The following is a 25,656-nucleotide window of genomic DNA, read 5'->3' as shown; positions in this document are numbered from 1 at the left end:
TCAGTGTCGGCCCAACTCCCGTTGCAGGGCCAGATCCCAAGGTGGCACGGGGCTGAAGCGGGTCTTGAGATATTCCAGCAGCAGGCGGCTGCGGGAACTGGCCTGTTGCTGCAGTCGCAGCGCATAGATGCCAGCACTTTCCGGTTGCGGCAGACCGTTTTCGCAGAACAGCGGCAACAACTCGCCACGCAACAGGTATTCGCTGGCCAGCCAGGTCGGCAGATGTGCGATCCCGAGTCCCGCGAGCGCACCGCAAACCAGCGCTTCGGCGTTGTTGGCGCTCATGCGCACCCGCGCCGGGCGGTGCAATTGCATCTGCCCGTCCTGTTCGAAACGCCAGGCGGAGGGCGGGGCAAGGCCGTCCCAATCGAGGCCATCATGCTCGCTCAATTGCGCGGGCTCACTCGGCACGCCCCGGCGCTTGAGATAGTCGGGGCTGGCGCAGGCGATGCGCACCATGCTCGCCAGCGGTGTGGCGACCAGCCGGGTGTCGGCCATTTGCCCGGCGCGCAACACCAGATCGACCTTGCCCAGGTTCGAACCGTCCATGTCGACGAAGCTGTCGATCAGATGTAATTGCACATCCAGTCCCGGGTACAGCACCAGAAAATCGGCAATCACCGGTGCCAGATGCCGCCGTCCGAACGCCGCCGGCGCATCCACCCGGATCAAACCCTCCGGCGCGCTGCTCAGGGACACCGCTTCGGCCCGGGCCAATTGCAACTCGGCCACAATGCGTCGCGCTCGCTCGGCAAACGCCAGGCCGGCCGGCGTGGCGCGCACCGCGTGAGTGCTGCGAATAAACAACTGACTGCCGACAGCGCTTTCCAGACTGTCGATGCGCCGGGCGACAGCAGATGGTGTCAGCGGATGTCGGCGCGAGGCAGCAGAAAAACTGCCACTCTCCAGCACATCGAGAAACAGCCCGAGTTGTTCGGTCAATTGATTGGGGTTCATGTATCAGCTCATTGCCTATGCGGATTTGGCACAGCCATTGTGCGTTGCTGTGCGTTTCCGTGCCAGCGCCGACTGCGTAGGATGAACCGCCTGACGTATGAGGAATTACGCTGTGATCGAGTTTTTGTTGTACCTGTTGTTTGGCGCTGCCCTCGGCACACTGGGCGGAATATTCGGCATCGGCGGCGGTTTGATCGCCATCCCCTTGCTGGGCGTGTGGTTCGGGCTCGATCAGCAGATCGCCCAAGGCACGGCGCTGGTGATGGTGGTGCCGAACGTGATGCTGGCGCTGTGGCGATATCACCAGCGCAATCGCATTGAACTCCGGCATGCGTTGCCGCTGGCGGTCATGGGGTTCTTTTTCGCGTGGATCGGTTCGATCTGGGCCGTGGGCATCGACGCGCAAACCATGCGCATCGGTTTTGTCGCGTTCCTCGTGGCATTGTCGGCCTACAACCTCGTGCGCATGTTTGGCGCGCGTCCGGCGGCGACCTCCGAGATGCGTTATTCATGGCCATGGCTGGGCGTGCTCGGCGCGGCGTCGGGCACCATGGGCGGCTTGTTCGGTGTCGGCGGGGCGGTGGTGGCGACGCCGGTGCTGACCAGCCTGTTCGGCACGACTCAGGTGGTTGCTCAAGGCCTGTCGCTGGCGCTGGCATTGCCGAGCACCGGTGTCACGCTGGTGACGTACGCCGTGCACCACGAGGTGGACTGGATGATCGGGCTACCGCTGGCCATCGGCGGTCTGGCCAGCATCAGTTGGGGCGTGAAGGTTGCCCACGCAATGCCGGAAAAACTCCTGCGCGGGCTGTTCTGCGGGTTCCTGGTGCTGTGCGCGGTGATGCTCGCCTTTAAAGTTTGAAGCCTTCGACGATGTGCTCGGCCAGGCATTCGGTGATCGGCGACGGATTGTTGAGGTTGCGGATCAGCATGATGCTGGCCTCGGGCAGCAGCGGCAGATCCTCGGCGGCACCGAGAATGCGCATGTCCGGGGTGATCAGGCTTTCCAGTTGCGCGGTAATCGCCAGACCCGCGCTCACCACTGCCATCAACGCCGAAAGACTGGTGCTGTTATAGGCGATCCGGTATTCGCGGCCCATGGCGTCCAGCGCATTGCAGGCCCACAGGCGACAGAAGCAATCACTGTTGAACATCGCCAGCGGCAACGGCGTCTGTTCGTGGGCGCTGAAGTTCTGCGCTTCGGCCCAGACAAAACGCTCCTTGCGCAGCAGCTGGCCAATCTCGTTGCCCGGCTCGCGGGTGACGATTGAAAGGTCCAGATCGGTGCGTTGCAGCAGTTGTTTGGTCGATTCGCAATGCACTTCGATCTGGATCAGCGGATAGAACTGCGCGAAGCGCGACAGGATCCCCGGCAGAAACCGCATCACGTAATCGTCCGGCGTGCCGATGCGTACCGTGCCGACCATGTGCGGCTCGCGCAGGGTGTTGAACACTTCGCTGTGCAATTTCAGGATGCGCCGTGCGTAGCCGAGCAGTACCTGTCCTTCAGCGGTCAGGCGCACCTGACGCCCGTCACGCTCGAACAACTGGCGCTGCAACACGTCCTCTTCCAGACGCTTCATCTGCATGCTCACTGCCGACTGCGTGCGGTTGACCATTTCGCCAGCGCGGGTGAACCCGCCCTGATCGGCAATGGCGACAAAGGTACGCAGGACATCGGTATCGATACTGGGGTACGCCGACAATTGATGAATCTCCGTGATGCATGCCATCAGAAACATTCGTTGGATTGATCGTAGCGCGAGCGCGAGACTTGAGCCATCCCAAAAAGGAGGCAACACGATGAAAGGTCAAAGAGAGTATGCAGGCGAAGAAAAATTTTCCGGCCATATCGTTTCCGATCTGTTGCACAAGTTTAGCCGGTGGTACGAATTGCACCGCGAACGTGAGCTGCTCGCCAGTCTGAGCGACGAAGCGTTGAAGGACATCGGGGTCAGCCGTGCCGATGTCGAACATGAGGCGATTCGGCCGTTCTGGGACGATCCGATGCATAAATGATGAGGCCATCGCTACACAAACCACTTTCAAGTGAGGTAGGTTGCGAGCAGACATGGAGGTACACATGCCCGCGACTCTGTCCTTCTCCCTTAAACAGGCTCGACGTCTGGCACTGGCTGCCCAAGGGTTTCACGGGCGCCAGCCGCCGGCTGTCAAGGCCATGCACCTCAACCGGCTGATCGAACGTCTCGGCCTGCTGCAGATCGACTCCGTTAACGCTGTGGTGCGCTCGCACTACTTGCCGCTGTTTTCCCGTCTCGGTTCCTATTCTGCTGACTTGCTCGACCAGGCTGCCTGGAGTTCGGGGCGACGCCGTTCGCTGTTCGAATACTGGGGTCATGAAGCTTCGCTGCTGCCGCTGTCGATGTACCCGTTGATGGGCTGGCGCATGCAGCGGGCCAGGCGCGGCGAAGACATTTATCAGCAATTGGCGCGCTTCGGCCGCGAGCAACAAGACACCATTCGCCGGGTGCTGGCGTCGGTCGAAGAGCAGGGGGCACTGGGCGCCGGCAGCCTGTCGACCCGCCAGGAAAAGGCCGGGCCGTGGTGGGACTGGAGTGCGGAAAAGCATGCGCTGGAATGGCTGTTCGCCGCGGGCGAAGTCACCGTCGCCGGGCGCCGTGGCTTCGAGCGGTTGTATGACTTGCCGGAGCGGGTGATTCCGGCTTCTGTGTTGCGACAGCCGTTGCCCGATGAGGCCGAGGCGCAGCGCGGTTTGCTGTTGCACGCGGCCGAGGCACTGGGCGCGGCGACGGAAAAAGACCTGCGCGATTACTTCCGCCTGAACCCTGCCGATGCCCGCCCGCGTCTGGCGGAACTGGTGGAAGACGGGAAGCTGCTGACCTGCGAAGTCGCCGGTTGGCGCCAGATTGCCTACTGCCTGCCCGAGCCGAAAATCCCACGAAAAGTCGAAGCCAGTGCGCTGCTGTCGCCGTTTGACTCACTGATCTGGGAGCGCAGTCGCACCGAGCGGCTGTTCGATTTCCGCTACCGGCTGGAGATTTACACGCCGCAGGACAAACGCGTTTACGGCTATTACGTATTGCCGTTCCTGCACAACGAGCGGATTGCCGCGCGGGTTGACCTGCGCGCCGAACGGGCGGCGGGGCGCCTGGCAGTGCATGCGGTGCACGAGGAAGCAACCGGACTGGATGACGCGGGAATGCAGGCACTGGCGCTGAACCTGCGGCGCATGGCGGACTGGTTGGGACTTGAGCGGGTGCAGCTCAATTGCCAGCGCGAAAGTGCAGGAAGGTTGCGAAGGGCGCTGGCTCAAGTCGACTGAGTCAGCGCCCCATCGTCATTCAGCGTCGAACCTGCTTCAGGGTTTCGGCGATCAGGAACGCCAGTTCCAGCGACTGATCGGCATTCATCCGTGGGTCGCAGTGGGTGTGATAGCGATCCGACAAACCATCTTCAGTGATCGGCCGCGCGCCACCGATGCACTCGGTGACGTTCTGCCCGGTCATTTCGATGTGGATGCCACCGGCGTAGCTGCCTTCGGCTTCGTGAACCTGGAAGAACTGCTTTACCTCGCCAAGGATCTGCGCGAAGTCGCGGGTCTTGTAGCCGCTGCTGGCCTTGATGGTGTTGCCGTGCATCGGGTCGCAACTCCACAGCACCTGCTTGCCTTCGCGCTGCACCGCACGGATCAGCGCCGGCAGGTGATCGCCGACCTTGTTCGCACCCATTCGCGCAATCAGGTTGAGGCGGCCCGGATCGTTGTCCGGGTTGAGCACATCAATCAGGCGGATCAGATCGTCGGGGTTCATGCTCGGGCCGACTTTCACCCCGATCGGGTTGTTCACCCCGCGCAGGAATTCGACGTGGGCGCCGTCGAGCTGACGGGTGCGGTCGCCGATCCACAGCATGTGCGCCGAGCAATCGTAGTAATCGTTGGTCAGGCTGTCGCGGCGCACGAAGGCTTCTTCGTAGTTCAGCAGCAGGGCTTCGTGGGCGGTGAAGAAACTGGTTTCGCGCAGTTGCGGCGAGCTGTCCATGCCGCAGGCGCGCATGAAGGCCAGGGTCTCATCGATGCGATCGGCGAGGTGGCTGTACTTCTCGGCCAGCGCCGAGTTGGCGATGAAGTCCAGGTTCCACTTGTGCACCTGATGCAGGTCGGCAAAACCGCCCTGGGCGAAGGCGCGCAGCAGGTTGAGGGTGGCGGTGGACTGGTGATACGACTGCAGCAGACGCTCCGGATCCGGCACGCGGCTGGCGGGGTCGAAACCGATGCCGTTGACGATGTCGCCACGGTAGGCCGGCAGGGTCACACCGTCGATGGTCTCGTCGTTGGCCGAACGCGGCTTGGCGAACTGACCGGCCATGCGCCCGACCTTGACCACCGGGCAACCGGCAGCGAAGGTCATGACGATCGCCATTTGCAGCAACACTTTGAAAGTGTCGCGAATCTTCGCGGCGGAGAACTCGGCGAAGCTTTCCGCGCAGTCGCCGCCTTGCAGCAGGAACGCCCGGCCCTGGGTGACTTCGGCAAACTGACGACGCAGCTCGCGCGCTTCGCCGGCAAACACCAGCGGCGGGTAGCTGGCCAGCGTCTGCTCGACCTGGCGCAAGTGCGCGGCGTCGGGGTATCGGGGTTGTTGCTGGATCGGCAAGGCGCGCCAGCTGTCAGGGCTCCAGGGTTGGCTCATCACGGTCTCTAAGGTTCTACGCACGGACGGCCATGTTAGCAGCAATTAGTGCGTGACCTGCTCCCGCCGCTTCGCCGACAATCGCCGTTTTGCCACGGCACCACAGCGGTGCCATCGCGTCACCGCGCCCGGTGACCACCAGGAGACGAAATGACTGAGGAGCGCGTCGAGCGGTTGCTCGCCGAGGTACAGGATGAGTTCGGCGTGATTCGCGTGCTGGAAGTGGCCGACTACCGCTTTCTGGAGTTCGGCGATGCCATCGAGCAAAGCTGCGTGTTTACCGCCGACCCGAGCTGGTTGGAGTACGACTACACCCGGGCGATGCTGATTGGCGCGTTGTGCCATGAGCAACCGGAGAGTGCGTTGTTTCTCGGGCTGGGTGCGGGGACGTTGACCCAGGCCTGCCTCAAGTTCCTGCCGCTGGAAGACGTTGAAGCCATCGAGCTGCGCCCCGATGTGCCGCGCCTGGCCATCGAATATCTCGGGCTGGACGACGATCCTCGGTTGTACATCCGCGTTGGCGATGCAATCGAACTGCTGCCGACGGCGGAACCTGCGGATCTGATCTTCGTCGACCTTTACACCGATGTCGGCCCGGGCGCCGCGCACCTCGCGTGGAATTTCCTCGGTGATTGTCAGAAACGTCTGAATCCTGGCGGTTGGCTGGTGATCAATCAGTGGGCCACCGATGACGGCAAGCCGTTGGGGGCGGCACTGTTGCGCGGGCTCTATCACCGGCATTACTGGGAGTTGCCGGTGAAGGAGGGCAACGTCATTCTGATCGTGCCGGCGGATCTTGATCAGTTGCTGGACATGCAGGCGCTGACTGCACGGGCTGAAGCGCTGGCACCGAAGCTGGGTTACTCGTTGCAGTCGTTGATCAACTGCATCCGTCCGGCGACCTGATCTTCAAAGGCCTTTGAAAACGCCGGGCCTGCGCTCCACCAGCGAGCGCACACCTTCCTTGGCATCTTCAGTGGCCAGCAACTTCTTCACCAGCGGCGGCAAGCTCTTAGCCGCCGCAGTTTCGCCTTCATAGCGCGCCTGACGCGCCGACATCAGGGTCGCCTGTACACCCAGTGGCGCCTGCCGGGCAATCCGTTCGGCCAGTTCGAGGGCGCGAGGCAGCAAGTCTTCGCTGGCCATGACTTCCTGCACCAGGCCCAGGTGCAAGGCGTCATGGGCATCGAACTCATCGCCGGTCAGCAACCAGCGCATCGCATTGCCCCAGCCGGCGACCTGATGAAAGCGTAAAGTCGCACCGCCGAACGGAAAGATCCCGCGCTGCACTTCCATCTGGGCGAAGCGGGTGTTGCTGGCGCACAGGTTGATGTCGGCGGCGAGCATCAGCTCGATACCGATGGTCAGGCAATAGCCCTGCGCGGCGACGATCACCGGTTTGCTGACTCTCGGTCCGACGAACACGCCCCATGGATCGCAACCACCGGGCGGCACCTGCCAGCCTTGGGCGAGGGCGGAACTGGCGTTGACCAGATCGAGCCCGGCGGTGAAATGCTCACCATGCCCGAACACCACGGCCACCCGCGCATCGCTGTCGGCTTCGAATTCGCCGTAGGCCAGGGCCAGGTCGTTGAGCAGGTCAAGGTCGAAGGCATTGCGCTTGGTTGCTCGGTCCAGGCCGATCAAATGCACGTGACCATGGCGCTCGCGGCTGACGCGGCCGGGGCAGGGCTGATTCATGGGTGTTTCCTCGGAGGGGAAGAAAGGGTGCAGCGACCACATGCCGCACATCGGTGAATCGTTTAAGCGCCATCGCCCGCAGGGCCGGGCCTTTGAAAAATAGACCGTCGCACGATTATCCGCAAAACCTCGTTACACAGCGGTGACAACTGTTTTTTCTCGATAAAAAATCTCCCTTTTCGGGCAAATTCCGGTATAGTGCGCGCCGGCCTTTAACCGGGCCGCGTTTAGGTAGCGCAATTCCCCGAAGTCAGCTTCGGCTGCACGTCCGCACTGCGGGCTCTTCCTTGACGATTCTTTTTCATTCATTCGTTTTCGCAAATCCCCGCCGACAAAGCTGCCAGGGCGACTCTTGAGTCTCAACACGGCATGTGCAGCTTTGGAGCATGGGTCTTTGCGGATGCACTTAGAGGCAGACCCATGACCCAGGAAATCGGCGGCTTCGCCGCTCTTGAACTTCATCCCAATATTGTCGCTGCAGTAGTCGCTACCGGCTATGAAGAGCCTTCGGCCATTCAGCAGCAGTCGATCCCGATCATCCTCGCCGGTCACGATATGATTGGTCAGGCGCAAACCGGTACCGGTAAAACCGCTGCCTTTGCCCTGCCTATCCTGCACCGCATTGATCCGTCCAAGCGCGAGCCGCAAGCTCTGATCCTGGCCCCAACTCGTGAGTTGGCGCTACAAGTTGCAACCGCTTTCGAAACCTACGCCAAGCAAATGCCGGGCGTAACTGTTGTGGCTGTCTACGGCGGCGCGCCGATGGGCCCACAATTGAAAGCAATCCGTAATGGCGCACAGATCGTTGTCGCCACTCCGGGCCGTCTGTGCGACCACCTGCGTCGCGACGAAAAAGTACTGCAGACCGTGAACCACCTGGTTCTCGACGAAGCAGACGAAATGCTCAAACTGGGCTTCATGGACGACCTCGAAGTCATCTTCAAGGCCATGCCGGAAACCCGTCAGACCGTATTGTTCTCGGCGACCCTGCCGCAATCGATCCGTGCCATCGCCGAGCGTCACCTGCGCGATCCAAAGCACGTGAAGATCCAGAGCAAGACCCAGACTGTTACCGCGATCGAACAGGCTCACCTGTTGGTTCACGCTGACCAGAAGACCTCTGCCGTTCTCAGCTTGCTGGAAGTGGAAGACTTCGACGCTCTGATCATGTTCGTGCGCACCAAGCAAGCGACCCTGGATCTGGCCAGCGCCCTCGACGCCAAAGGCTACAAAGCCGCAGCGTTGAACGGCGACATCGCCCAGAACCAGCGTGAGCGCGTGATCGACTCGCTCAAGGATGGCCGTCTGGACATCGTTGTGGCGACCGACGTAGCCGCCCGTGGTCTGGACGTACCGCGCATCACCCACGTATTCAACGTGGACATGCCGTACGATCCGGAATCCTACGTGCACCGTATCGGCCGTACCGGCCGTGCCGGTCGCGAAGGCCGTGCGCTGCTGCTGGTGACCCCGCGTGAGCGCCGCATGCTGCAGGTTATCGAGCGTGTAACCGGTCAGAAAGTTGCCGAAGTGCGTCTGCCGGACGCCCAGGCCGTTCTCGATGCCCGCATCAAGAAACTGACCAACAGCCTGTCGCCGCTGGTGGCTGACGCCGAATCGACTCACGGTGATCTGCTGGATCGCCTGACCGCCGACATCGGCTGCACCCCGCGTGCCCTGGCTGCCGCTCTGCTGCGCAAGGCCACCAATGGTCAGGCGCTGAACCTGGCAGCGATCGAGAAGGAACGTCCACTGGTGCCGAACAGCGCGCCACGTGGCGACCGTCCTGAGCGTTCCGGTGATCGTCCGGACCGTGGTGACCGCGAGCGTCGTGCACCGATGCCGCTGGGCGAAGGCCGTGCCCGTTGCCGTACCGCGCTGGGCGCGCGTGACGGTATCGCGGCGAAAAACCTGCTGGGCGCCATCCTCAACGAAGGTGGTCTGGCGCGTGAAGCCATCGGTCGCATCCAGGTGCGTGACAGCTTCAGCCTCGTCGAGCTGCCGGAAGATGGTCTGGACAAACTCCTGACCAAACTGAAGGACACTCGCGTTGCCGGCAAGCAGTTGAAGCTGCGTCGCTACCGCGAAGATTGATCCGCCTCTGGGCTGATTGATCGAACAAAAAAATCCCCGACTGGTTCGGGGATTTTTTTTGCCTGCGATTCGAGCCGGGACCGAGCTCGTCAGCCGAAGCGGTAGATGTCCATGCCCAGTGCGCCCATGGTGAACCCTTGGTGCGCAATGCCGAAATCACCACCAGCGCCACGAGCGAAGTAGAGCGGTAACAGGTGCTCGTCACTCGGATGGGCGCGTACGGCGCTCGGCGCTTGCTGGCGGTAGTCGTGCAGGGCGGCTTCATCGTTGGCGGCGAGCTTGTCGACCATCCAGTCGCGGAAATCCCGTGCCCACGGCTCTACGCTTTCCGGGCCGGCATGCCAGTCCAGTTCACGCAGGTTGTGGGTGATGCTGCCGGAGCCGATCAGGAGAATGCCTTGTTCGCGCAGGCCTGCCAGCGCCTTGCCGACACGTGTCTGCAGTGCCGGGCCGCCACGGCTGGGCAGGGAGACCTGAACCACCGGGATATCGGCTTGCGGATACATCAGCGACAGTGGCACCCATACGCCATGGTCGAAGGGCCGTTGCGGATCGAGGCGCGCGGGCAGGTTGTTGGCGGTCAGCCGTTCAGCGACCGCTTGGGCCAGTTGCGGATTGCCCGGTGCCGGATACTGCACTTCGAACAGCGCGCGGGGGAAACCGCCGAAATCATGCCAGGTTTCCGGTTGCGGATGGCTGCTGACCAGCAGCTCATGGCTTTCCCAGTGGGCGGAAACGATGACGATGGCTTTCGGGCGTGGCAGTTCGGCGGCCAGACGCGCCAGGGCCGGGCCGCTGGCGCCGGGCTCCAGCGCCAACATGGGCGAGCCGTGGGAGATAAACAGGCTGGGAAACATGGAAGGGTTCCTGAGCGTTAAGATGGTTCATCTTCAGTCAGTTCATTGATCTAATTCCAATATAAGTTTTAATGCTTTTTGATCGAATTCTTAGGGGGGAAGCATGCAGCCGGAGTTTTGGCACAAGAAGTGGGAGTCGAACCAGATCGGCTTTCATCAGCCCGAAGTGAACCCTTATTTGCAGCGACATTGGTCCGGTCTGGCAATCCCGCCTCAGTCGCGGGTGCTGGTGCCGTTGTGCGGGAAAAGCCTGGATCTGTTGTGGCTGGCCGGTCAGGGGCATCGGGTTCTCGGTGTCGAGTTGTCCGAGAAGGCTGTCGAGGATTTCTTCCGCGAGCAGCAACTACAGCCGCAAATCAGCGAAGAGGGTGGCTTCAAGGTTTATCGGGCCGGGGCGATCGAGTTGTGGTGTGGGGACTTCTTTGCCTTGTCCGCGAGCGATGTGGCTGATTGCACGGCGCTGTATGACCGGGCCGCGCTGATTGCCTTGCCGGCGCCGATGCGCGAGCGCTATGCCGCGCATTTGCTGAGCATCCTGCCGACGGGCTTGCGTGGTTTGCTGATCACGCTGGATTACGATCAGGCTCAGATGCCCGGGCCACCGTTTGCGGTGACAGATGGCGAGGTGCAGCAACTGTTCGGTGGCGACTGGACGGTGGAGGCGCTGGAGGGACAGGATGTGTTGAGCGAAAGCGGGAAGTTCCTGCAGGCGGGAGTGACAAGGCTGGAGGAGCGGGTGTACCGGCTGGCCGCTCAGTAACAGGCACAAAAAAGGCCCGCATCACTGCGGGCCTTTTGTTTGTAGCCGGGCTGATCAGCCGCGACGACGCAGGGCGTCGATACGCTCCTCCAGCGGCGGGTGGCTCATGAACATGCGGGCGAACCCCTGTTTGATGCCACCATTGATGCCGAAGGCGTTCAGGGTGTCAGGCATGTGCACCGGCAGGCCCTGTTCGGCACGAAGGCGTTGCAGAGCGCCGATCATCGCGCTGGTGCCGGCCAGGCGGGCACCGGCTTCGTCGGCACGGAATTCCCGTTTGCGCGAGAACCACATCACGATCGCGCTGGCCAGGATACCCAGAACCAGTTCGGCGAAAATGGTCGCGATGTAGTACGCGATACCCTGGCCTTCCTCGTTCTTGAAGATCACCTTGTCAACGAAGTTACCGATGATCCGCGCAAAGAACATCACGAAGGTGTTCACCACGCCCTGGATCAGCGCCAGGGTGACCATGTCGCCATTGGCTACGTGGCCGATTTCGTGGGCCAGCACCGCTTTCACTTCATCGGGCGAGAACCGCTCCAGCAAACCCTGGCTGACGGCAACCAGTGCGTCGTTCTTGTTCCAGCCGGTGGCGAAGGCGTTTGCTTCGTAGGCCGGGAAGATCCCGACTTCGGGCATCTTGATCCCGGCTTCCCGGGACAGTTGCTCGACGGTTTGCAGCAGCCATTGTTCGTGGCGGGTGCGCGGCTGGGTGATGATCTGGGTGCTGGTGCTCATCTTCGCCATCCACTTGGAGATGAATAGCGAGAAAAGCGAACCGGCGAAACCAAAGACTGCACAGAAAACCAGCAGCTGACTGAGGTTGAGGTCAACCCCGTTGGCCGCCATGAACCCGTTGAAGCCGAAGAGGCTCAGGGTGATGCTGGCTATCAGCACGACCGCCAGGTTAGTGGCCAAAAACAGCAGGATGCGCATCATGGTTGTAGAAATCTCCTCAAGCTAAAGATGTAGCGTACTGCGGGGTATATAAGGTGCGGCACCGGGCGATTCAACCGGGTGACTATTTCAAACTGTGTCCTACATCGGGTTCTGCAGTGTGCGGGACATTTCCCACCCCCTGAGCCGACATGGACGACAGCCATGCGCGGCCCACGGCCATTGCGTCAAGCTCGCGTGATCGATACGAGTCGAAAGTGTAGAAGGCGTACGGAAGGGGGCAGGGCAGAAGTGTTGCTGAATCAGACAGTGCGCAACGAAAGGCTCGTTACGCACCGATGTCCGGTTACTGGCGGTAGGACTTGAGGAAGTTGCCGATGCGCCCGATGGCCATGTCCAGGTCATCGACACGGGGCAGGGTCACGACACGGAAGTGATCCGGCCACGGCCAGTTGAACGCCGTACCCTGCACCACCAGCAGCTTCTCGGAGAGCAGCAGGTCGAGCACGAATTTCTCGTCGTTGTGGATCGGACAGACTTTCGGGTCGATCTTCGGGAATGCATACAGGGCGCCCATCGGCTTCACACAGCTCACGCCGGGAATGTCGTTGAGCAACTCCCAGGTGCGGTTGCGCTGTTCCAGCAGGCGGCCTTGCGGCAGCACCAGGTCGTTGATGCTCTGATAGCCGCCGAGTGCGGTCTGGATCGCGTGCTGGCTCGGCACGTTGGCGCACAGGCGCATGTTGGCCAACATGTCGATGCCTTCGATGTAGCTATGGGCGTTGTGTTTCGGTCCGGAGATAGCGATCCAGCCGGAACGGAAACCTGCCACGCGATACGACTTCGACAGACCGTTGAAGGTCAGGCACAGCAGATCGGGTGCCAGGGACGCGGTGCAGATGTGCACGGCATCGTCGTAAAGGATCTTGTCGTAGATCTCGTCGGAGAACACGACCAGGTTGTGCTGACGGGCCAGTTCCAGCATGCCCAGCAACACTTCCTTCGAATACACCGCGCCGGTCGGGTTGTTCGGGTTGATGATCACCATGGCCTTGGTGTTCGGGGTGATCTTGGCCTTCATGTCGGCCAGGTCCGGGAACCAGTCGGCGCCTTCGTCACACAGGTAATGCACCGCGTTACCGCCGGCCAGGCTCACGGCAGCGGTCCACAGCGGATAGTCCGGCGCCGGCACCAGCACTTCATCGCCGTTGTTGAGCAGCGCCTGCAACGACATCACGATCAGCTCGGACACGCCGTTGCCCAGGTAGATGTCTTCGATGCCGACACCTTCGACCTGCTTCTGCTGGTAGTACTGCATCACGGCCTTGCGCGCGCTGAACAGGCCTTTGGAGTCGCTGTAGCCCTGGGCGGTCGGCAGGTTGCGGATCACATCCTGGAGAATTTCGTCCGGCGCTTCGAAACCAAAGGGCGCCGGGTTGCCGATGTTCAGCTTGAGGATGCGATGGCCTTCCTCCTCCAGGCGTTTGGCGTGCTTGAGCACCGGGCCGCGAATGTCGTAGCAGACGTTGGCGAGCTTGTTCGATTTGCTGAACTGCATGGCGATGTGATCCCGAAAATGAACGATCCAGGCGGCGAATGGACAACCGTGCTGGGAATCCTGCGTCTTCACACAGGCAGGCGTCTTGAGCGGCGGTTTCCAACAATCCGTTTGAATGCGCAGGATCCCGCTGCCAGACTGGCGTGTGACGAGGCGCAATCATACGTGCCGCCCGATCCGTGGAAAAGGTACAGATCGGGCTTTTTCAGCCGCTGAGGTGTGATGATGGAAAAGATAGAAAAGACCCTGGAAGAATGGCGCGCGATGCTCGACCCGGAGCAATACAACGTGTGTCGTCTCAGTGCCACCGAGCGACCGTTCTCGGGCAAATACAACGCCACCAAGACCGACGGTGTCTATCACTGCGTGTGCTGCAATGAGCCGCTGTTCGATTCCAAGACCAAATTCGACTCCGGTTGCGGCTGGCCGAGCTTCTACGCACCGATCGGCGAGAGCGCGATGACCGAAATTCGTGACACCAGCCACGGCATGATCCGCACCGAAGTCAAGTGCGCCCGATGCGATGCGCACCTGGGCCACGTATTCCCCGACGGCCCGCCGCCGACCGGGCTGCGTTACTGCATCAACTCGGTGTGCCTGGATCTGGTGCCGCGCGAGTAACCGATGCGGGCGATCGACGGATCGCCTGTCGGATAATTGAATTGCACACAATTCAATTGCTCGCTATTTTTGCAGCTTCTCAACTTTCCAGAGTGCGCACCATGAGCGATAACCTGCTGACCATCCCGTGCACCACCATCAAGGGCGAGCAAAAGACCCTGGCCGATTTCGCCGGCAAGGCTGTGCTGGTGGTCAACACCGCCAGCAAGTGCGGTTTTACCCCACAGTACAAGGGCCTTGAGGAGCTGTGGCAGACCTACAAGGATCAGGGCCTGGTGGTACTGGGCTTCCCGTGCAATCAGTTTGGCAAGCAGGAACCGGGCAACGAGGGGGCGATCAGCGAGTTCTGCGAGTTGAATTACGGCGTCAGCTTCCCGCTGTTCAAGAAGATCGAAGTCAACGGTAACGGTGCGCATCCGCTGTTCGTGCAACTGAAAAAACGCGCGCCGGGCGTGCTGGGCTCCCAGGGCATCAAGTGGAACTTCACCAAATTCCTGATCGGCAAGGACGGCCAGTTGGTCAAGCGCTTCGCCCCGGCCACCAAGCCGCAGGACTTGAGCCGCGAGATCGAAGCCCTGCTCAAATGAATGAACTGTCAACCGATGCCCTGAAGCTCGACAGTCAGCTGTGCTTCAAGTTGTATGCCGCCTCCCGAGCGGTGATCCGTGCCTACAAGCCGATGCTCGACCAGCTCGGCCTGACCTACCCGCAATACCTGGCGATGCTGGTGCTGTGGGAGTGGCAGGAAGCGGCACCGGAGCAACCGACCGTCAAGGCGCTGGGCGAGCGCCTGGCGCTGGATTCCGGGACACTGACGCCGCTGCTCAAGCGTCTGGAGCAGTTGCAACTGGTGCAGCGACAGCGTTCGGCGCGGGACGAGCGTGAGGTTCACTTGAGCCTCACGCCTGAGGGCCAGGCGCTGCGCGAGCAGGTCGGGCCGCTGAAGGACCGGTTGCTGTGCGACAGCGGTGTGGACCTGGATCGACTCAACGAACTGCGCACCGGGCTTGACCATCTGTTAGGGCAAATCAAAGCGCTGTCGTAGTCGGTATCCACTGATCCAGCAGCGCTGCCAGTTCCTCGCGGCGAAACGGCTTGGCCAGGTAGTCGCTCATGCCTGCCGCCCGGCAGCGTTCACGCTCTTCGGACATGGCGTTGGCGGTCAGCGCCACGATCGGCAAGTGGGGCCAGCGGCCGCTCTGGCGGATCTGCCGGCTTGCTTCGTAGCCGTCCATCACCGGCATGTTGCAGTCCATCAGCACCAGGTCGAATTCGTGGTGTTCCAGTTGATCCAGCGCTTCTGCACCATGGGCCGCGACGATGACCTCGCAGCCGAGTTTGCCGAGCATGCCCTTGGCCACCAGTTGGTTGACCGGGTTGTCCTCCACCAGCAGCACCCGCCCGCGGCGTTGTGACGGCGTACTTTCGAACCGCGCACGATCGATGGTGATGATGTCCGGTTGCAGGGTTCTGCGCAGATTCTGGTACAGCGCGTTGCGTGCCAGTGGGCGGGCCTGCTGTTGCAGTGGAGCGAGGGCGGCAGCTTCTTCGCCGGGCATGAAGCTGCCGTAGGCTGTTACCAGCAGGATCGGCGCCGTCATGGTCGGCCGCAGACCGAACAGGCATTCGGGGCAGTCGGTGATGATGATGTCCGGCTTCAGGCCAATCAGCGAGTCGTCCATCGTGCGCTGTTCATACGTCAGGCCCCAGACCGGCAGCAGGCTGCGAAGCAGTTCCGAGAGGCCGCTGGCTGCTGTGGAAATGGCAAGAACGTTGCCATGCAGCGGTGCCGGAATGACGGCGCGGGTATGACAGGGCAGCGGCAGTTCGGCACAGAACTGGCTGCCGAAACCGACTTCGGAGCTGATCGTCAGGCGTCCCTCCATGGCTTCGCACAGGTTGTAGGTCAGTGCCAGGCCCAGACCGGTGCCGCCGTACTGGCGGGTGATACCGGCCCCGGCCTGGGTGAAGGGCTGGAATATCTTCACCTGGGCTTCCTGGGCGATGCCGATACCGGTATCGCATACCTCGATGCGCACGCCGTCCTTCCAGGTCGACAGACGCACATCCACCCGGCCGAAGCGGGTAAATTTCAGTGCGTTGGACAGCAGGTTGCTGACGATTTGCCTGACCCGGGTCGGGTCGCCGAGTACCAGCGCCGGAAAGTGCGGATCGATCAGACACGTCAGCTCGACGCTGGGTGCGGCGTTCTGCGACAGCAGGTTGGCCGTGTCTTCGATCAGCGAGCCCAGATCGAACGGGATGTGTTCGAGCTCCAGTTGCCCGGCATCGAATTTCGATAGATCAAGAATATCGTTGAGCAACTCCACCAGCACCTTGCCCGAGTCGTGGGCGATGGACAGTTGCTGCTGCTGTTCGCCGGTCAGCGGACCGTCGAGGGACAGCGCGATCATCCCCAGCAGCCCATTGAGCGGGGTGCGGATCTCGTGGCTCATGTTGGCCAGGAACGCCGAGCGCGCTTCGGCCATGTCCAGCGCCGTGCTGCGGGCCACTTCCAGTTCCTCGTTGGACTGACTGAGGCGGGCATTGATGGCCTTCAGTTCGGCGGTGCGGGCCGACACGATGTCTTCGAGTTGAGCGAGGTAGTCGGTGAGCCGGTTTTCCGCGGTGCGCCGTTGCTGGATTTCCGTGGCGATGTTCTCGAACTGCTGGTTGGCGACCTTCACCAGCACGCCGATCTCGTCGTTGGCGTGGCCACCCGGACATTCCAGCGTGGTCGGTTCGGCACTGCGCGGATCGCGCCCGCTGAGTTCGCGGATCACCCGCACCAGCGGCTTGGTCAGCATCACATAGAACAATGCCAGCAGGATGCCGGTCAGGATCAGGCTGCGGGCGAAACCGTTGAGCAGCGTGACTTCGGCCCGGCGCAGGAAGCGGCTGCCGAAGGCGTAGGTATCCACTTCCAGACTCAGGGTGCCGAGGGACTCATTGGGCAAGTGGTCGAGATAGAGCCGGTCTTCGAACTCGCGTTTGGCGCCGAACAGGAAGTCGCTGATAACCCGGTAACCGCTTTGCAGCTCCGGCCGCTTGACGCTGGCCAGCACCGTCTGGTTGTTGTCGGTCAGTTGCGCGGAAATGATCGCCGGTGAACGCAACAGGCCCAATGTGAGTTCCTGGGCGAGTTCGGCGTCGATGTTGTAGGCGATGCGTGACGCCGGGTTGTGGCTGATTTCCAGCAGGGAAAGGATTTCACGGTTGATGGAGGCGTCTTCACTGGCATAATCGATGCCAATTTGCAGCAGACTGAGCAGCGTGCCCAGAATGAACCCGACCAGCACGGTAAGCCTGGCTTGCTTGTAAGACAGCCGGTGGGTGAATTTGATATCCATGGGGTGTTGAACCACTTACGTTTCCCTTCGCTGCTCAAGCATAGTCGATCATGCATGGATACCGGAGTTCCCGCATCGCCTTGTAACAAGGGCCGGGACGGGTGTCGAACGCTATCGGTTGTCGCTGTATCGCCATCATCACTGTGAACCAGCCCGAGGAGAAGACGTGGATTCCCGATTGAATGCTTTTCTTGAGCGCGCCGAGTCGGTTCTGGCGCGGATCGAACCGCTGCTGCCGGCACCACGCCCGGTCATCGACTGGGGCACTTGCCTGGCCGCCCGCTGGCAACGCGATGGACGCAGCGGCTACCTGCTGCCACTGGAAGTCAGCCTCGACATGCGCCTGTCGGACCTGATCGGTGTCGATCGGCAACTGGAACAGCTGGGGCGCAATACCCAGCAGTTCCTCGACGGCATGCCGGCCAACCATGCGCTGCTCTGGGGTTCGCGCGGTACCGGCAAATCCTCGCTGGTGCGGGCATTGCTGGCTGAGCACGCCAAGGCAGGCCTGCGTCTGATCGAGATCGAGCGCGATCACCTGGCCGACCTGCCACGTGTGGTGGAGCAGATCGCCAAACTGCCGCAACGTTTCGTGCTGTTTTGCGATGACCTGTCGTTCGAGTCCGGTGAGGGTGATTACCGGGTACTGAAAAGCGTGCTGGATGGCTCGCTGGAGCAGGCACCGGACAACGTGTTGCTGTACGCCACTTCCAACCGTCGCCACCTGGTGCCGGAAAAGGAAAGCGACAACGAAAACTGGAAACGCGTCGACGGCGAGCTGCATCCAAGCGAAGCGGTGGAAGACAAGATCGCCCTGTCGGATCGCTTTGGCCTGTGGCTGTCGTTCTATCCGTTCACCCAGGAACATTTCCTCAATGTCGTCGAACACTGGATCGGCCAGTTGGCCGCCAAGGCCGGGCTGACCTGGCAGCGCGACGAACAACTGGACATTCTCGCCGTGCGCTGGGCAACCGGCCGTGGCAACCGCAACGGACGTTGCGCGTACCAATTCGCCCGCTACTGGGTGGGACTCAAATTGCTGGAGCACAAGGCATGATTGATTTGCAACAAAGCGGCCAGGGCCTCGAAGGCTATGGCATGTTGGCCGCGCAACTGGAGTCGCTGCTGGCGGACGAGCGCGATTTCATCGCCAACGCCGCACAGTTTTCGGCGTTCCTGTTCAACCAGCTCGATGATCTGAACTGGGCCGGTTTCTACCTCAATCGTAATGAAGAGCTGGTGCTCGGCCCGTTTCAGGGCCAGATCGCCTGCGTACGCATACCGTTCGGTCGCGGCGTGTGTGGCGCTGCGGCGGCCAGCCTGCAGACCCAACGGGTCGAGGATGTTCACGCGTTTCCCGGTCACATCGCCTGTGACAGCGCATCGAACAGCGAGCTGGTGGTACCGCTGGTCAAGGAAGGTCGCCTGATCGGTGTGCTCGACCTCGACAGCCCGAAGCTTTCGCGTTTCGGTGCAGACGATCAGGCCGGTATCGAACGGCTGGCGGCGATTTTCCTGCGCCTGACCGACTGCTGATCACGCCGCAAGCCCCGCCTTGTGCAACACGCCAGCGGGGTCGACCGCATCGATCTGTTGCGGGTCGAGGAAACGGCTGGCGTACTGCAGGTACAGGCCCTCGCGGATGAACAGGCCGAACAGCTCGGCATCGATGTGCGCCTCGCGGCACATGGTGGCCATGATTCCCAGCGCTTCGCTGAGAGTCTTGGCCTTTTTGTAGGGGCGGTCGGCGGCGGTCAGTGCTTCGAAAATATCGGCGATCGCCATCATCCGTGCCGGCAGGCTCATTTCTTCGCGTTTCAAACGTTTCGGGTAACCGGTGCCGTCCATTTTCTCATGGTGGCCGCCGGCAATTTCCGCCACGTTGTTCAGATGCCCGGGGAAGGGCAGATGGCTGAGCATCAGGATCGTCTGCACTATGTGGTGATTGATGATGTAACGCTCCTCGCGGGTCAGGGTGCCACGGGGGATGCTCAGGTTGTACAGTTCGCCGCGATTGTATTTGTAGCGCGGGACGTCGAGTTTGAATCCCCACCGATTGTCTTCCGGAATCAGCTCGCTGTCGGCGCGTTCGAGCAAGTGCTCGGGCTTGTCCGCCAATAACCTTTCGCTGACCGGCAGCGTCGGCGTCGACGTGCGTGCCTGGCGTCGGTTTTCCTCCCATGAAACGCCCAGGCGATCATCCAGCGTACGTGTCCAGGTGCGTTGTGCAATACCTTCAAGACGCTGCAGGTCGGCATCGGCCATGGTCTCACTGCCCAGGTTGCAGCGGGCGACAAAACTGAAATCGTCATCCAGAGCCGTCAATGTCGCGTCGCGCAGGCGGGCCAGTTGTCCTTCGTCACCCCCCGACGCCAGCGCTTGCCAGTAGCTGATCCACGCATCGCGTTTGAGCACTTCGAAGCGGGTGCGGATTTCATGGATGCGATCGTTCAGGGTTTCCAGTTTGGTGGCTTTGTCGACGACGTATTCCGGGGTCGTGACTTTGCCGCAGTCGTGCAGCCACGCGGCGATATGCAGGGCTTCCCATTCATCTTCGGTGGGCTGGTAATCGCTGAAGGCCGGGGCCTTGCTGGCCGCCGCGGCATGGGCGAGCATCAGCGTCAGTTCCGGTACGCGCTGACAGTGGCCGCCGGTGTAAGGGCTCTTGGCATCGATGGCGCCGGCCAGCAGTTGAATGAACGCATCGAGCAGCTGTTTTTGCCGGGCTTGCAGGCGCTGGCTCTCGATGCACACCGCTGCGGCACCGGACACCGCCTGCAGAAAAGCGATGCGGTCGGGCCGCAGCTTTTCCAGGTCGAGGGTGGTGCCGCTGTCGTTGAGCAGCAACAGCAGCAGGCCGACCGTCTCGTTGTGTCGGTTGTGCAGGCGCAGACCGATCAGATGGACCCGTGGCGTGGCCATGGCCAGCAGGACCTTTTGCAGGTCGGCGGCCTGTTCGAAGCCCAGGCTGCTCACGGCGTTGTCGGCACGCCCCAGTTGCTCGAACCACTCGGGGCTTTGCGTGGCATCAAGGTTGTAGCCTTGAACATCGAACTCGGCCAGTGTCCGGGAACTGCCATCGATCACCAGACCGTAAGGCTCCATGCGATTGCCATCGTTTTCGCGCAGATAAATCAGGCCTGCCTGGGCCTGGGCAATCTGTACCGTTTCGAACAGAACCCTTTGCAGCAAAGGGGCGAAGCGGGTTTCGGCGGTCAGGCTGTCGGTGATGCGAAAGAAGCTGGCCAGGGTGTCTTTCATGCGTGCCATCGACAGGCTCAACTGATCGATCTCCAGCACCAGCGAGCGCCGGGTCACCGGGAAGTTGAAATCGAAACTGCGGATTGCATCGGCCTCCCTGACCAGTGCATGCAGAGGTTTGACCAGAATCCGCGAGATCAGCCAGCCCAGTGGCAGGCACAGCAACAACGTGGCCAGGGTGATCAGTGCGCCTTGCCAGCGCATGCGATAGGCATCGACCAGTAACTCATCCTCCGGGACCAGCAAGGCCAACTGCAGGCCTGTCGGTCCGCCTTCCTGCAAGTGGCTGCGGGCGACGATCCAGCGTCGCCCGTCGGCTTTCAGTCGATTGCTCTGGTGTTCACTGGACAACAGGGCATGCAGGCTCGGGCTCAGGTCGGCCGCCCGGGCCAGGCGGGCGGTCCGGTCGTCGACGATCAGCCGGCTGCTGTCGGGATACGCCACGGCGTTGCCATCGGCATCGAAGAGGACAATTTCGGTCGCCGGCGTCACCACATGCTTGGTCAGGGTCGCCGACAGCGCGTCGAGGGTCAGGTCGGCAGCAATCACCGCGTGTTCACCGCTGCGTCGGGCGAGAGTAGTGCCGACATTGCGGGTGGAAAAAAATACGTAGGGCTCGGTGGTGACTTGTTCGTCCTGCTGCTGCGCGAGTGTGTACCAGGCCCGGCCGCGCGGGTCGTAGGCGTCGTCCTGATTGTCGGTGCGACCGAGCGCGGTCAACGCCTGGTCGAAAAACAGCGATTGCGAGCGGGCCTTGCCGCTGGCGTCATGCTCGATGCTCCAGACCTGATACGCCGCTGCATCCGGCGCCTTGAGCAAGGCTTTCAGTGATGCGGTGCGCAATGGCCGCACCATGAAGAAGTCACCGTTGTCGTAACCCAGATACAGCGAAGCGAGGTCCGGATTGTCCGCCAGTGACTGGCTGAACGGCTTGAGCAAGGTCAGGCGTTGTTCGAGGGTGGTGGCCCGGGATCCCGGAGTGTCTGCCAGCAGACTCAACAAGTGCCGGATCGGTGCATAGGTCGATTGCAGATCGACGCGTACATCCTGTTCGATGCGTTCGAAGAGCTTTTCGCCGCTCGACAGAATGATCTGCGTGGTCTGCCGGTAGTTGAACAATCCCAGCACCACGCCGGTGAGCAACAGCAGAAAGGTGAACATGACGCTGATGTGCACGTGCAATGGGAACCGGCGTTGTTCCGGGCGCAGTGGGCTGGGCATTGCGGACTCTCCGTGTTGATAAACACACTGCTCAGCGTTCAAGCATAGTTAAGGCCCGCTCACTCTGCTCTGGTCGGATGTCATCTGTCGTTGCTCAAGTGCTTTCTCCAACGCATTTTCCAGTTCGAGGATGGCGTCATGGCTGTCTTCGCAACGGCGCGCGATCTCGCTCTGCGGCAATGTCTGCAGACAGGCCTGTTCAAGTGCATCGCAACTGTCGATCAGGCGGGTGGCCTGAGCAATGCGTGCGGCGCCTTTGATCCTGTGCGCAATCTCGGCCAGTGCCTGGTGGTTTCCTCCTCGGGACAGGGCTTGCAGGTCCTGGCGGTCCAGGCGACTGCTGTTGAGCAGTTCGGTCAGCAGTCGCCGGACCTGTGCCGGGTTTCCACCCGTCAGCGAGTGCATTCCCTGCAGGTTGAACGCGGGTGTGCGAAACAGTGGCCGTACGCTGTCGACCCACTGGCTCAAGACGCTCAGGCTCAGGGGTTTGAACAGGCACTCATTCATGCCGGCCTGTCTGCAGCGAAGGATCTCTTCCGGCTGGGCATTGGCGGTAAACCCGAGCACCGCGCAGGCCGGACGCTGCGTGAGCCTTTCGTGACGGCGGATCGCACGGGTCAGTTCGTAGCCGTTCATGACAGGCATGTTGCAATCGGCAATGACCAGGTCGAATTCGTTGTCTTTCCATAATTCCAGTGCGCTGCGCCCCTCTTCGGCGATGCTGAAGCGATGGCCGAGGTACTCCAGTTGCTGGCACATCAGCAGGCGATTGGCTGGATGATCGTCGACCACCAGAACGTTGAGTGGCGTCAGGGCGGTCTGGATCTGCGGTTCCTGTTTCGGGTTCGTCACTTCGGCGGGCAGGATTGTCAGTGGCAACGACACACTCACCTGTGTGCCGATCCCCGACTGGCTGCTCAGTTGCAGTGTTCCGCCCATCATTTCGCAGAGGTTGCGACTGATGACCAGCCCCAGGCCGGCACCACTGATTGCCCGGCACTTTCCATGGCGAGCCTGGGCAAAAGGCTCGAAGAGACGCCGTTGATCCTCGGCAGTGATACCTATGCCGCTGTCCTGTACGGTCAACTGCACCCGTGAACATTCAGGGGGCTCGCCGGCCACAAGCTCCAGCGTGATCCTCACTTGCCCATGTTCAGTGAACTTGATCGCATTGCTGATCAGGTTCGACAACACCTGCTTGAAGCGCAGCGGATCCAGATGCACGTCGACGTCCAGTTCGGGAGGGGAGAGGTTCAGCACCAGGCTCAGATGCTTCTGGCGAGCCAGGCCTTCGAATATCCTGATCACCGAGCCGATGGTTGCAACGAGGTTGACCCGCTCGGGGCTCAGGCTCAGGCGCCCGGATTCGATTCTGGCGATATCCAGAATGTCGCCGATCAGCCCCAGCAGGTCCTTGGCCGAACTGTAGGCGGTTTCGATGCTGGAGCGGTCCGGATGTGTCTTGTCCAGGCGTTTGAGGGTCAGTTCGAGCATGCCGATCACCGCGTTCATCGGTGTGCGGATTTCGTGGCTCATGGTCGCCAGGAACGTACTCTTGGCCCGGTTGGCTTCATCCGCCCGTTCCTTGGCGGCGCGAAGTTCGTCGAACAGTTCATGTCGCTCGCTGATGTCGATCCAGCCACCGATGATGCCCTGAACTTCACCGCTGGAGTCGCGGTACGGCAGGATCCAGTGGTAGATCGTCAGGCGCCGGTTACCGATGTGCAGGGGCCGGTCGAGCACGAGCGGCTTGCCCTCACTCACCACTCGCTGGTAATCGGCCTGAAAGACCCGGGCTTCGAAGGCGTTGTTCAGTGCGCCCTCCATGACGCTTTTGCCAATGACGTCCTCGCGCCGGGCATTGAAGGCTTCGAGGTAACTGTCGTTGCAGCTTTGCAGCAGTCCCTGTCGATCACGTACGTAGATCGGGTGTGGCGTACCGTTGAGCAAGGAGCGCATGAACTCCAGTTGATCGTTCAGGGCGCGTTCGGCTGCTTTGCGCTGCCTGATCTGGCGGCGCATGTAGGCATTCCACAGCAGTGACAGCAGCAGGAGCAGGCCGGCTCCGCCGATGACCTGGTAGAACAGACGCCGATACTGGTGCCAGGCGCCCTGGGAAAGACTTGAATAGCCGCGCCAGCGACCATTGATGATGCCCAGTTCCTCGGGCGTGATGCTCATCAACGTCTTGTCGATGATCGAACTCAGCTCCGGGTTGTCACGGGCTGTTGCCACGGAAAATGCCGCCTGACTCGTGCCGATGGTGGTGGTGATCTGCAGTGGCTGTTCGAAAATGTGTGAGGCGATGAAATAGTTGGCGATCACCAGCGAGTTCACCGCCCCGTCGACCTGGCCTTCGTCGAGCAATGCCACCGCACTGAAGGTGTCCGGCGTTTCGATCAACTGGATGCGCGGAAACTCGCGGCGCAAGTAGCCGATCATCGGATTGCCCTGGGCTATGGCAAGGCGCTTGCGCTTGAGCTGCCCGAGATGCGTCGGGCTGTCGGCAGCTTTGCGGGTCAGCAGGACGTAGGAGTTTTCAAGGTAAGGACGACTGAACCTGAGGGTTTCCTCCCGTTGGGGCGTGGGCAGCAGGGCGGCGATCAGGTCGACCTGATGATTTTCGATCTGTTTGATCATCTCGGCGTCACTGCGGCTGCGGTGGACTTCGAAGCGCAGCCCGGTGCGCAGGCGGATGAGTTCGAACAGGTCGGCGCTGATGCCGCGAAAATTGCCGTCGGTGTCGAAGAACGTCAGGGGGGCGAAGGCCTCGTTGACGACCACGCTTACCACCGGATGTCTTTTCAACCATTGTTCTTCACGGTGGGTCAGTTGCAGTTTCTGGTCAGTCAGCAAGGTGTCGCTGCCGGCGCTCCAGCGTTTGGCGATGTTTTCCCGCTCGCTGGCCGGGACGGCCTTGAGCACGGCATCGATGATGCCCAGCAATTGAGGGTTGTCGCGACGCACGGCAAAACTGAAACCATGGGCTTCGTGCTTGCCGAAGTTGGCCATGCGGATGTTGTTCAGATATCCCTTGCTGATCATGTAGTGAGTGGAAATGGTGTCGCCGAGAAACACATCGGCCTGATCGAATGCCACTGCGTTGATTGCATTCTGGTACGACGGGTAGGCCGTGATAAGGGCTTTGGGGTACAAGGCCTTGACCTCGTCCAGCGGCAGATAGTGATACAGCATGCTCAGCCGCAGACCGGCCAGTCCCTCGCTCAGTGAGCGGGTTTCGCCTTCGCGGGTCACCAGTACCGGTTGATCGATGGCGTAGGGTCTGGACAGGACGAGGCTGGCGTTTTCCGCTTCCAGCCCATTGGACGTCCCGAGCATGTCGATGCTGCCATCGATCAGTGCCTGTATCGCGGCGTCTCGTGTGGCAAAACGCTTTACCCTGACAGGCAGACCGGTTGCCTGGCCGACCAGGCCTGCGTAATCGGCCGTGAAACCTTCGTAGTCGCGGCCGCTGGAGGTCATGTCAAAAGGCGGATAGTCCGGAGCGGATGTACCCAGAATCAACTCGTTGCGCTTGTGCAACCAGCCTCGTTGCGAAGGTTCAAGCACGTCCGGCAGCAGCCTTTCGGTCGCACGGCTGATCAGGGTCAGGTCTTGTGAAGTGACGGACATGGCGCTTGCAGGCGTGATTAGCCCCAGACATGCACTCACTACAATCAGACAGTTCTTTAGACGGCTGGGCATG

Annotated in this window: 21 protein-coding genes; 11 read left to right on the top strand and 10 right to left on the bottom strand. The window is 61.4% G+C overall.

What is annotated here, in order from left to right; translation table 11 throughout:
• On the bottom strand, positions 1 to 957 hold the full coding sequence (locus tag ACSPX5_RS14990) for a LysR family transcriptional regulator (protein WP_439819834.1): 957 nt from the start codon (positions 955 to 957) through the stop codon (positions 1 to 3).
• A 112-nt stretch (positions 958 to 1,069) separates the two neighbouring features.
• Between ACSPX5_RS14990 and ACSPX5_RS14985 the strand changes: the two genes are divergently transcribed.
• A complete protein-coding gene (locus ACSPX5_RS14985) occupies positions 1,070 to 1,819 on the top strand; it encodes a sulfite exporter TauE/SafE family protein (RefSeq protein ID WP_169431321.1) in 750 nt (249 codons plus the stop codon).
• Here the strand turns inward: ACSPX5_RS14985 and ACSPX5_RS14980 are convergent.
• Positions 1,809 to 2,663, bottom strand: coding sequence for a LysR substrate-binding domain-containing protein (locus ACSPX5_RS14980; RefSeq protein WP_007908606.1), 855 nt, complete (start codon positions 2,661 to 2,663; stop codon positions 1,809 to 1,811). The two genes, ACSPX5_RS14985 and ACSPX5_RS14980, sit on opposite strands and share 11 nt — an antisense overlap.
• A 97-nt stretch (positions 2,664 to 2,760) precedes the next feature.
• On the opposite strand from ACSPX5_RS14980, the gene ACSPX5_RS14975 reads away from it, so the two are divergent.
• On the top strand, positions 2,761 to 2,976 hold the full coding sequence (locus ACSPX5_RS14975) for a DUF1127 domain-containing protein (RefSeq protein ID WP_114884556.1): 216 nt from the start codon (positions 2,761 to 2,763) through the stop codon (positions 2,974 to 2,976).
• A gap of 64 nt (positions 2,977 to 3,040) precedes the next feature.
• Positions 3,041 to 4,261 carry a winged helix-turn-helix domain-containing protein gene (locus tag ACSPX5_RS14970; RefSeq protein ID WP_439819833.1) on the top strand — a complete coding sequence of 407 codons (1,221 nt, stop codon included), beginning with the start codon at positions 3,041 to 3,043 and terminating at the stop codon, positions 4,259 to 4,261.
• A 19-nt stretch (positions 4,262 to 4,280) separates the two neighbouring features.
• Here ACSPX5_RS14970 and ACSPX5_RS14965 read toward each other — a convergent pair whose 3' ends face one another.
• Positions 4,281 to 5,627, bottom strand: a complete 1,347-nt coding sequence (locus tag ACSPX5_RS14965; RefSeq protein ID WP_439819832.1) for a class II 3-deoxy-7-phosphoheptulonate synthase — start codon at positions 5,625 to 5,627, stop codon at positions 4,281 to 4,283.
• Positions 5,628 to 5,777: 150 nt separating this feature from the next.
• On the opposite strand from ACSPX5_RS14965, the gene ACSPX5_RS14960 reads away from it, so the two are divergent.
• Entirely contained in the window at positions 5,778 to 6,533 is a 756-nt protein-coding gene (locus tag ACSPX5_RS14960) for a spermidine synthase (RefSeq protein ID WP_439819831.1), read from the top strand.
• A gap of 3 nt (positions 6,534 to 6,536) precedes the next feature.
• Here the strand turns inward: ACSPX5_RS14960 and ACSPX5_RS14955 are convergent, their stop codons facing one another.
• Entirely contained in the window at positions 6,537 to 7,328 is a 792-nt protein-coding gene (locus ACSPX5_RS14955; protein WP_169431317.1) for a crotonase/enoyl-CoA hydratase family protein, read from the bottom strand.
• A gap of 420 nt (positions 7,329 to 7,748) precedes the next feature.
• On the opposite strand from ACSPX5_RS14955, the gene ACSPX5_RS14950 reads away from it, so the two are divergent.
• Positions 7,749 to 9,422, top strand: a complete 1,674-nt coding sequence (locus tag ACSPX5_RS14950; RefSeq protein ID WP_007955707.1) for a DEAD/DEAH box helicase — start codon at positions 7,749 to 7,751, stop codon at positions 9,420 to 9,422.
• An 89-nt stretch (positions 9,423 to 9,511) separates the two neighbouring features.
• Here ACSPX5_RS14950 and ACSPX5_RS14945 read toward each other — a convergent pair whose 3' ends face one another.
• Positions 9,512 to 10,279, bottom strand: a complete 768-nt coding sequence (locus ACSPX5_RS14945) for a DODA-type extradiol aromatic ring-opening family dioxygenase (RefSeq protein WP_439819830.1) — start codon at positions 10,277 to 10,279, stop codon at positions 9,512 to 9,514.
• 103 nt (positions 10,280 to 10,382) lie between these two features.
• Between ACSPX5_RS14945 and ACSPX5_RS14940 the strand changes: the two genes are divergently transcribed.
• Entirely contained in the window at positions 10,383 to 11,039 is a 657-nt protein-coding gene (locus tag ACSPX5_RS14940; RefSeq protein WP_439819829.1) for a thiopurine S-methyltransferase, read from the top strand.
• Positions 11,040 to 11,093: 54 nt separating this feature from the next.
• Here the strand turns inward: ACSPX5_RS14940 and htpX are convergent, their stop codons facing one another.
• Together htpX and ACSPX5_RS14930 are read right to left on the bottom strand one after the other, a co-directional pair.
• Positions 11,094 to 11,981, bottom strand: a complete 888-nt coding sequence (gene htpX, locus ACSPX5_RS14935) for a protease HtpX (RefSeq protein ID WP_169431314.1) — start codon at positions 11,979 to 11,981, stop codon at positions 11,094 to 11,096.
• Between the two features lie 304 nt (positions 11,982 to 12,285).
• Positions 12,286 to 13,497 carry a pyridoxal phosphate-dependent aminotransferase gene (locus ACSPX5_RS14930; RefSeq protein ID WP_169431313.1) on the bottom strand — a complete coding sequence of 404 codons (1,212 nt, stop codon included), beginning with the start codon at positions 13,495 to 13,497 and terminating at the stop codon, positions 12,286 to 12,288.
• A gap of 225 nt (positions 13,498 to 13,722) precedes the next feature.
• Here ACSPX5_RS14930 and msrB point away from each other — a divergent pair, with 225 nt between their 5' ends.
• From msrB to ACSPX5_RS14915, 3 genes are all read left to right on the top strand, one after another.
• Positions 13,723 to 14,118: a peptide-methionine (R)-S-oxide reductase MsrB gene (msrB, locus tag ACSPX5_RS14925; protein ID WP_085730678.1), complete on the top strand. Its 396-nt coding sequence runs from the start codon at positions 13,723 to 13,725 to the stop codon at positions 14,116 to 14,118.
• Between the two features lie 101 nt (positions 14,119 to 14,219).
• The gene (locus tag ACSPX5_RS14920; protein WP_085730592.1) at positions 14,220 to 14,705 is read left to right on the top strand and encodes a glutathione peroxidase; all 486 of its coding nucleotides are present in this window, start codon (positions 14,220 to 14,222) and stop codon (positions 14,703 to 14,705) included.
• Entirely contained in the window at positions 14,702 to 15,163 is a 462-nt protein-coding gene (locus tag ACSPX5_RS14915) for a MarR family winged helix-turn-helix transcriptional regulator (RefSeq protein WP_169431312.1), read from the top strand. Before ACSPX5_RS14920 ends, ACSPX5_RS14915 begins: the two co-directional genes overlap by 4 nt.
• Here ACSPX5_RS14915 and ACSPX5_RS14910 read toward each other — a convergent pair.
• Positions 15,147 to 17,468, bottom strand: coding sequence for a hybrid sensor histidine kinase/response regulator (locus tag ACSPX5_RS14910; RefSeq protein WP_169431311.1), 2,322 nt, complete (start codon positions 17,466 to 17,468; stop codon positions 15,147 to 15,149). The genes ACSPX5_RS14915 and ACSPX5_RS14910 overlap by 17 nt on opposite strands.
• A 166-nt stretch (positions 17,469 to 17,634) precedes the next feature.
• Between ACSPX5_RS14910 and ACSPX5_RS14905 the strand changes: the two genes are divergently transcribed.
• Together ACSPX5_RS14905 and ACSPX5_RS14900 are read left to right on the top strand one after the other, a co-directional pair.
• Positions 17,635 to 18,525 carry an ATP-binding protein gene (locus ACSPX5_RS14905; RefSeq protein WP_085710747.1) on the top strand — a complete coding sequence of 297 codons (891 nt, stop codon included), beginning with the start codon at positions 17,635 to 17,637 and terminating at the stop codon, positions 18,523 to 18,525.
• The gene (locus tag ACSPX5_RS14900; RefSeq protein WP_169431310.1) at positions 18,522 to 19,004 is read left to right on the top strand and encodes a GAF domain-containing protein; all 483 of its coding nucleotides are present in this window, start codon (positions 18,522 to 18,524) and stop codon (positions 19,002 to 19,004) included. The genes ACSPX5_RS14905 and ACSPX5_RS14900 overlap by 4 nt, the downstream gene beginning before the upstream one ends.
• Here ACSPX5_RS14900 and ACSPX5_RS14895 read toward each other — a convergent pair whose 3' ends face one another.
• Both ACSPX5_RS14895 and ACSPX5_RS14890 read right to left on the bottom strand, forming a co-directional pair.
• Positions 19,005 to 21,950: an HD domain-containing phosphohydrolase gene (locus ACSPX5_RS14895; protein ID WP_439819828.1), complete on the bottom strand. Its 2,946-nt coding sequence runs from the start codon at positions 21,948 to 21,950 to the stop codon at positions 19,005 to 19,007.
• 48 nt (positions 21,951 to 21,998) lie between these two features.
• Positions 21,999 to 25,655: a transporter substrate-binding domain-containing protein gene (locus ACSPX5_RS14890; protein ID WP_207865474.1), complete on the bottom strand. Its 3,657-nt coding sequence runs from the start codon at positions 25,653 to 25,655 to the stop codon at positions 21,999 to 22,001.
• Position 25,656: the final 1 nt, after the last annotated feature.

The sequence above is a fragment of the Pseudomonas sp. HLG18 genome, from assembly GCF_051903985.1.
In the GTDB taxonomy this organism is placed as follows: Bacteria; Pseudomonadota; Gammaproteobacteria; order Pseudomonadales; family Pseudomonadaceae; genus Aquipseudomonas; species Aquipseudomonas fluorescens_BT.
This window is presented reverse-complemented; position numbering and strand designations above follow the sequence as displayed.

What these genes read in the sequence shown, in the direction of transcription:
- ACSPX5_RS14930 (WP_169431313.1), bottom strand. Translation starts at nt 13,497, where the DNA reads ATGCAGTTCAGCAAATCGAACAAGCTCGCCAACGTCTGCTACGACATT.
- ACSPX5_RS14955 (WP_169431317.1), bottom strand. Translation starts at nt 7,328, where the DNA reads ATGAATCAGCCCTGCCCCGGCCGCGTCAGCCGCGAGCGCCATGGTCAC.
- ACSPX5_RS14960 (WP_439819831.1), top strand. Translation starts at nt 5,778, where the DNA reads ATGACTGAGGAGCGCGTCGAGCGGTTGCTCGCCGAGGTACAGGATGAG.
- ACSPX5_RS14975 (WP_114884556.1), top strand. Translation starts at nt 2,761, where the DNA reads ATGAAAGGTCAAAGAGAGTATGCAGGCGAAGAAAAATTTTCCGGCCAT.
- ACSPX5_RS14940 (WP_439819829.1), top strand. Translation starts at nt 10,383, where the DNA reads ATGCAGCCGGAGTTTTGGCACAAGAAGTGGGAGTCGAACCAGATCGGC.
- ACSPX5_RS14945 (WP_439819830.1), bottom strand. Translation starts at nt 10,279, where the DNA reads ATGTTTCCCAGCCTGTTTATCTCCCACGGCTCGCCCATGTTGGCGCTG.
- ACSPX5_RS14900 (WP_169431310.1), top strand. Translation starts at nt 18,522, where the DNA reads ATGATTGATTTGCAACAAAGCGGCCAGGGCCTCGAAGGCTATGGCATG.
- ACSPX5_RS14970 (WP_439819833.1), top strand. Translation starts at nt 3,041, where the DNA reads ATGCCCGCGACTCTGTCCTTCTCCCTTAAACAGGCTCGACGTCTGGCA.
- msrB (WP_085730678.1), top strand. Translation starts at nt 13,723, where the DNA reads ATGGAAAAGATAGAAAAGACCCTGGAAGAATGGCGCGCGATGCTCGAC.
- ACSPX5_RS14950 (WP_007955707.1), top strand. Translation starts at nt 7,749, where the DNA reads ATGACCCAGGAAATCGGCGGCTTCGCCGCTCTTGAACTTCATCCCAAT.
- ACSPX5_RS14890 (WP_207865474.1), bottom strand. Translation starts at nt 25,655, where the DNA reads ATGCCCAGCCGTCTAAAGAACTGTCTGATTGTAGTGAGTGCATGTCTG.
- htpX (WP_169431314.1), bottom strand. Translation starts at nt 11,981, where the DNA reads ATGATGCGCATCCTGCTGTTTTTGGCCACTAACCTGGCGGTCGTGCTG.
- ACSPX5_RS14920 (WP_085730592.1), top strand. Translation starts at nt 14,220, where the DNA reads ATGAGCGATAACCTGCTGACCATCCCGTGCACCACCATCAAGGGCGAG.
- ACSPX5_RS14965 (WP_439819832.1), bottom strand. Translation starts at nt 5,627, where the DNA reads ATGAGCCAACCCTGGAGCCCTGACAGCTGGCGCGCCTTGCCGATCCAG.
- ACSPX5_RS14915 (WP_169431312.1), top strand. Translation starts at nt 14,702, where the DNA reads ATGAATGAACTGTCAACCGATGCCCTGAAGCTCGACAGTCAGCTGTGC.
- ACSPX5_RS14895 (WP_439819828.1), bottom strand. Translation starts at nt 21,950, where the DNA reads ATGCCCAGCCCACTGCGCCCGGAACAACGCCGGTTCCCATTGCACGTG.
- ACSPX5_RS14910 (WP_169431311.1), bottom strand. Translation starts at nt 17,468, where the DNA reads ATGGATATCAAATTCACCCACCGGCTGTCTTACAAGCAAGCCAGGCTT.
- ACSPX5_RS14990 (WP_439819834.1), bottom strand. Translation starts at nt 957, where the DNA reads ATGAACCCCAATCAATTGACCGAACAACTCGGGCTGTTTCTCGATGTG.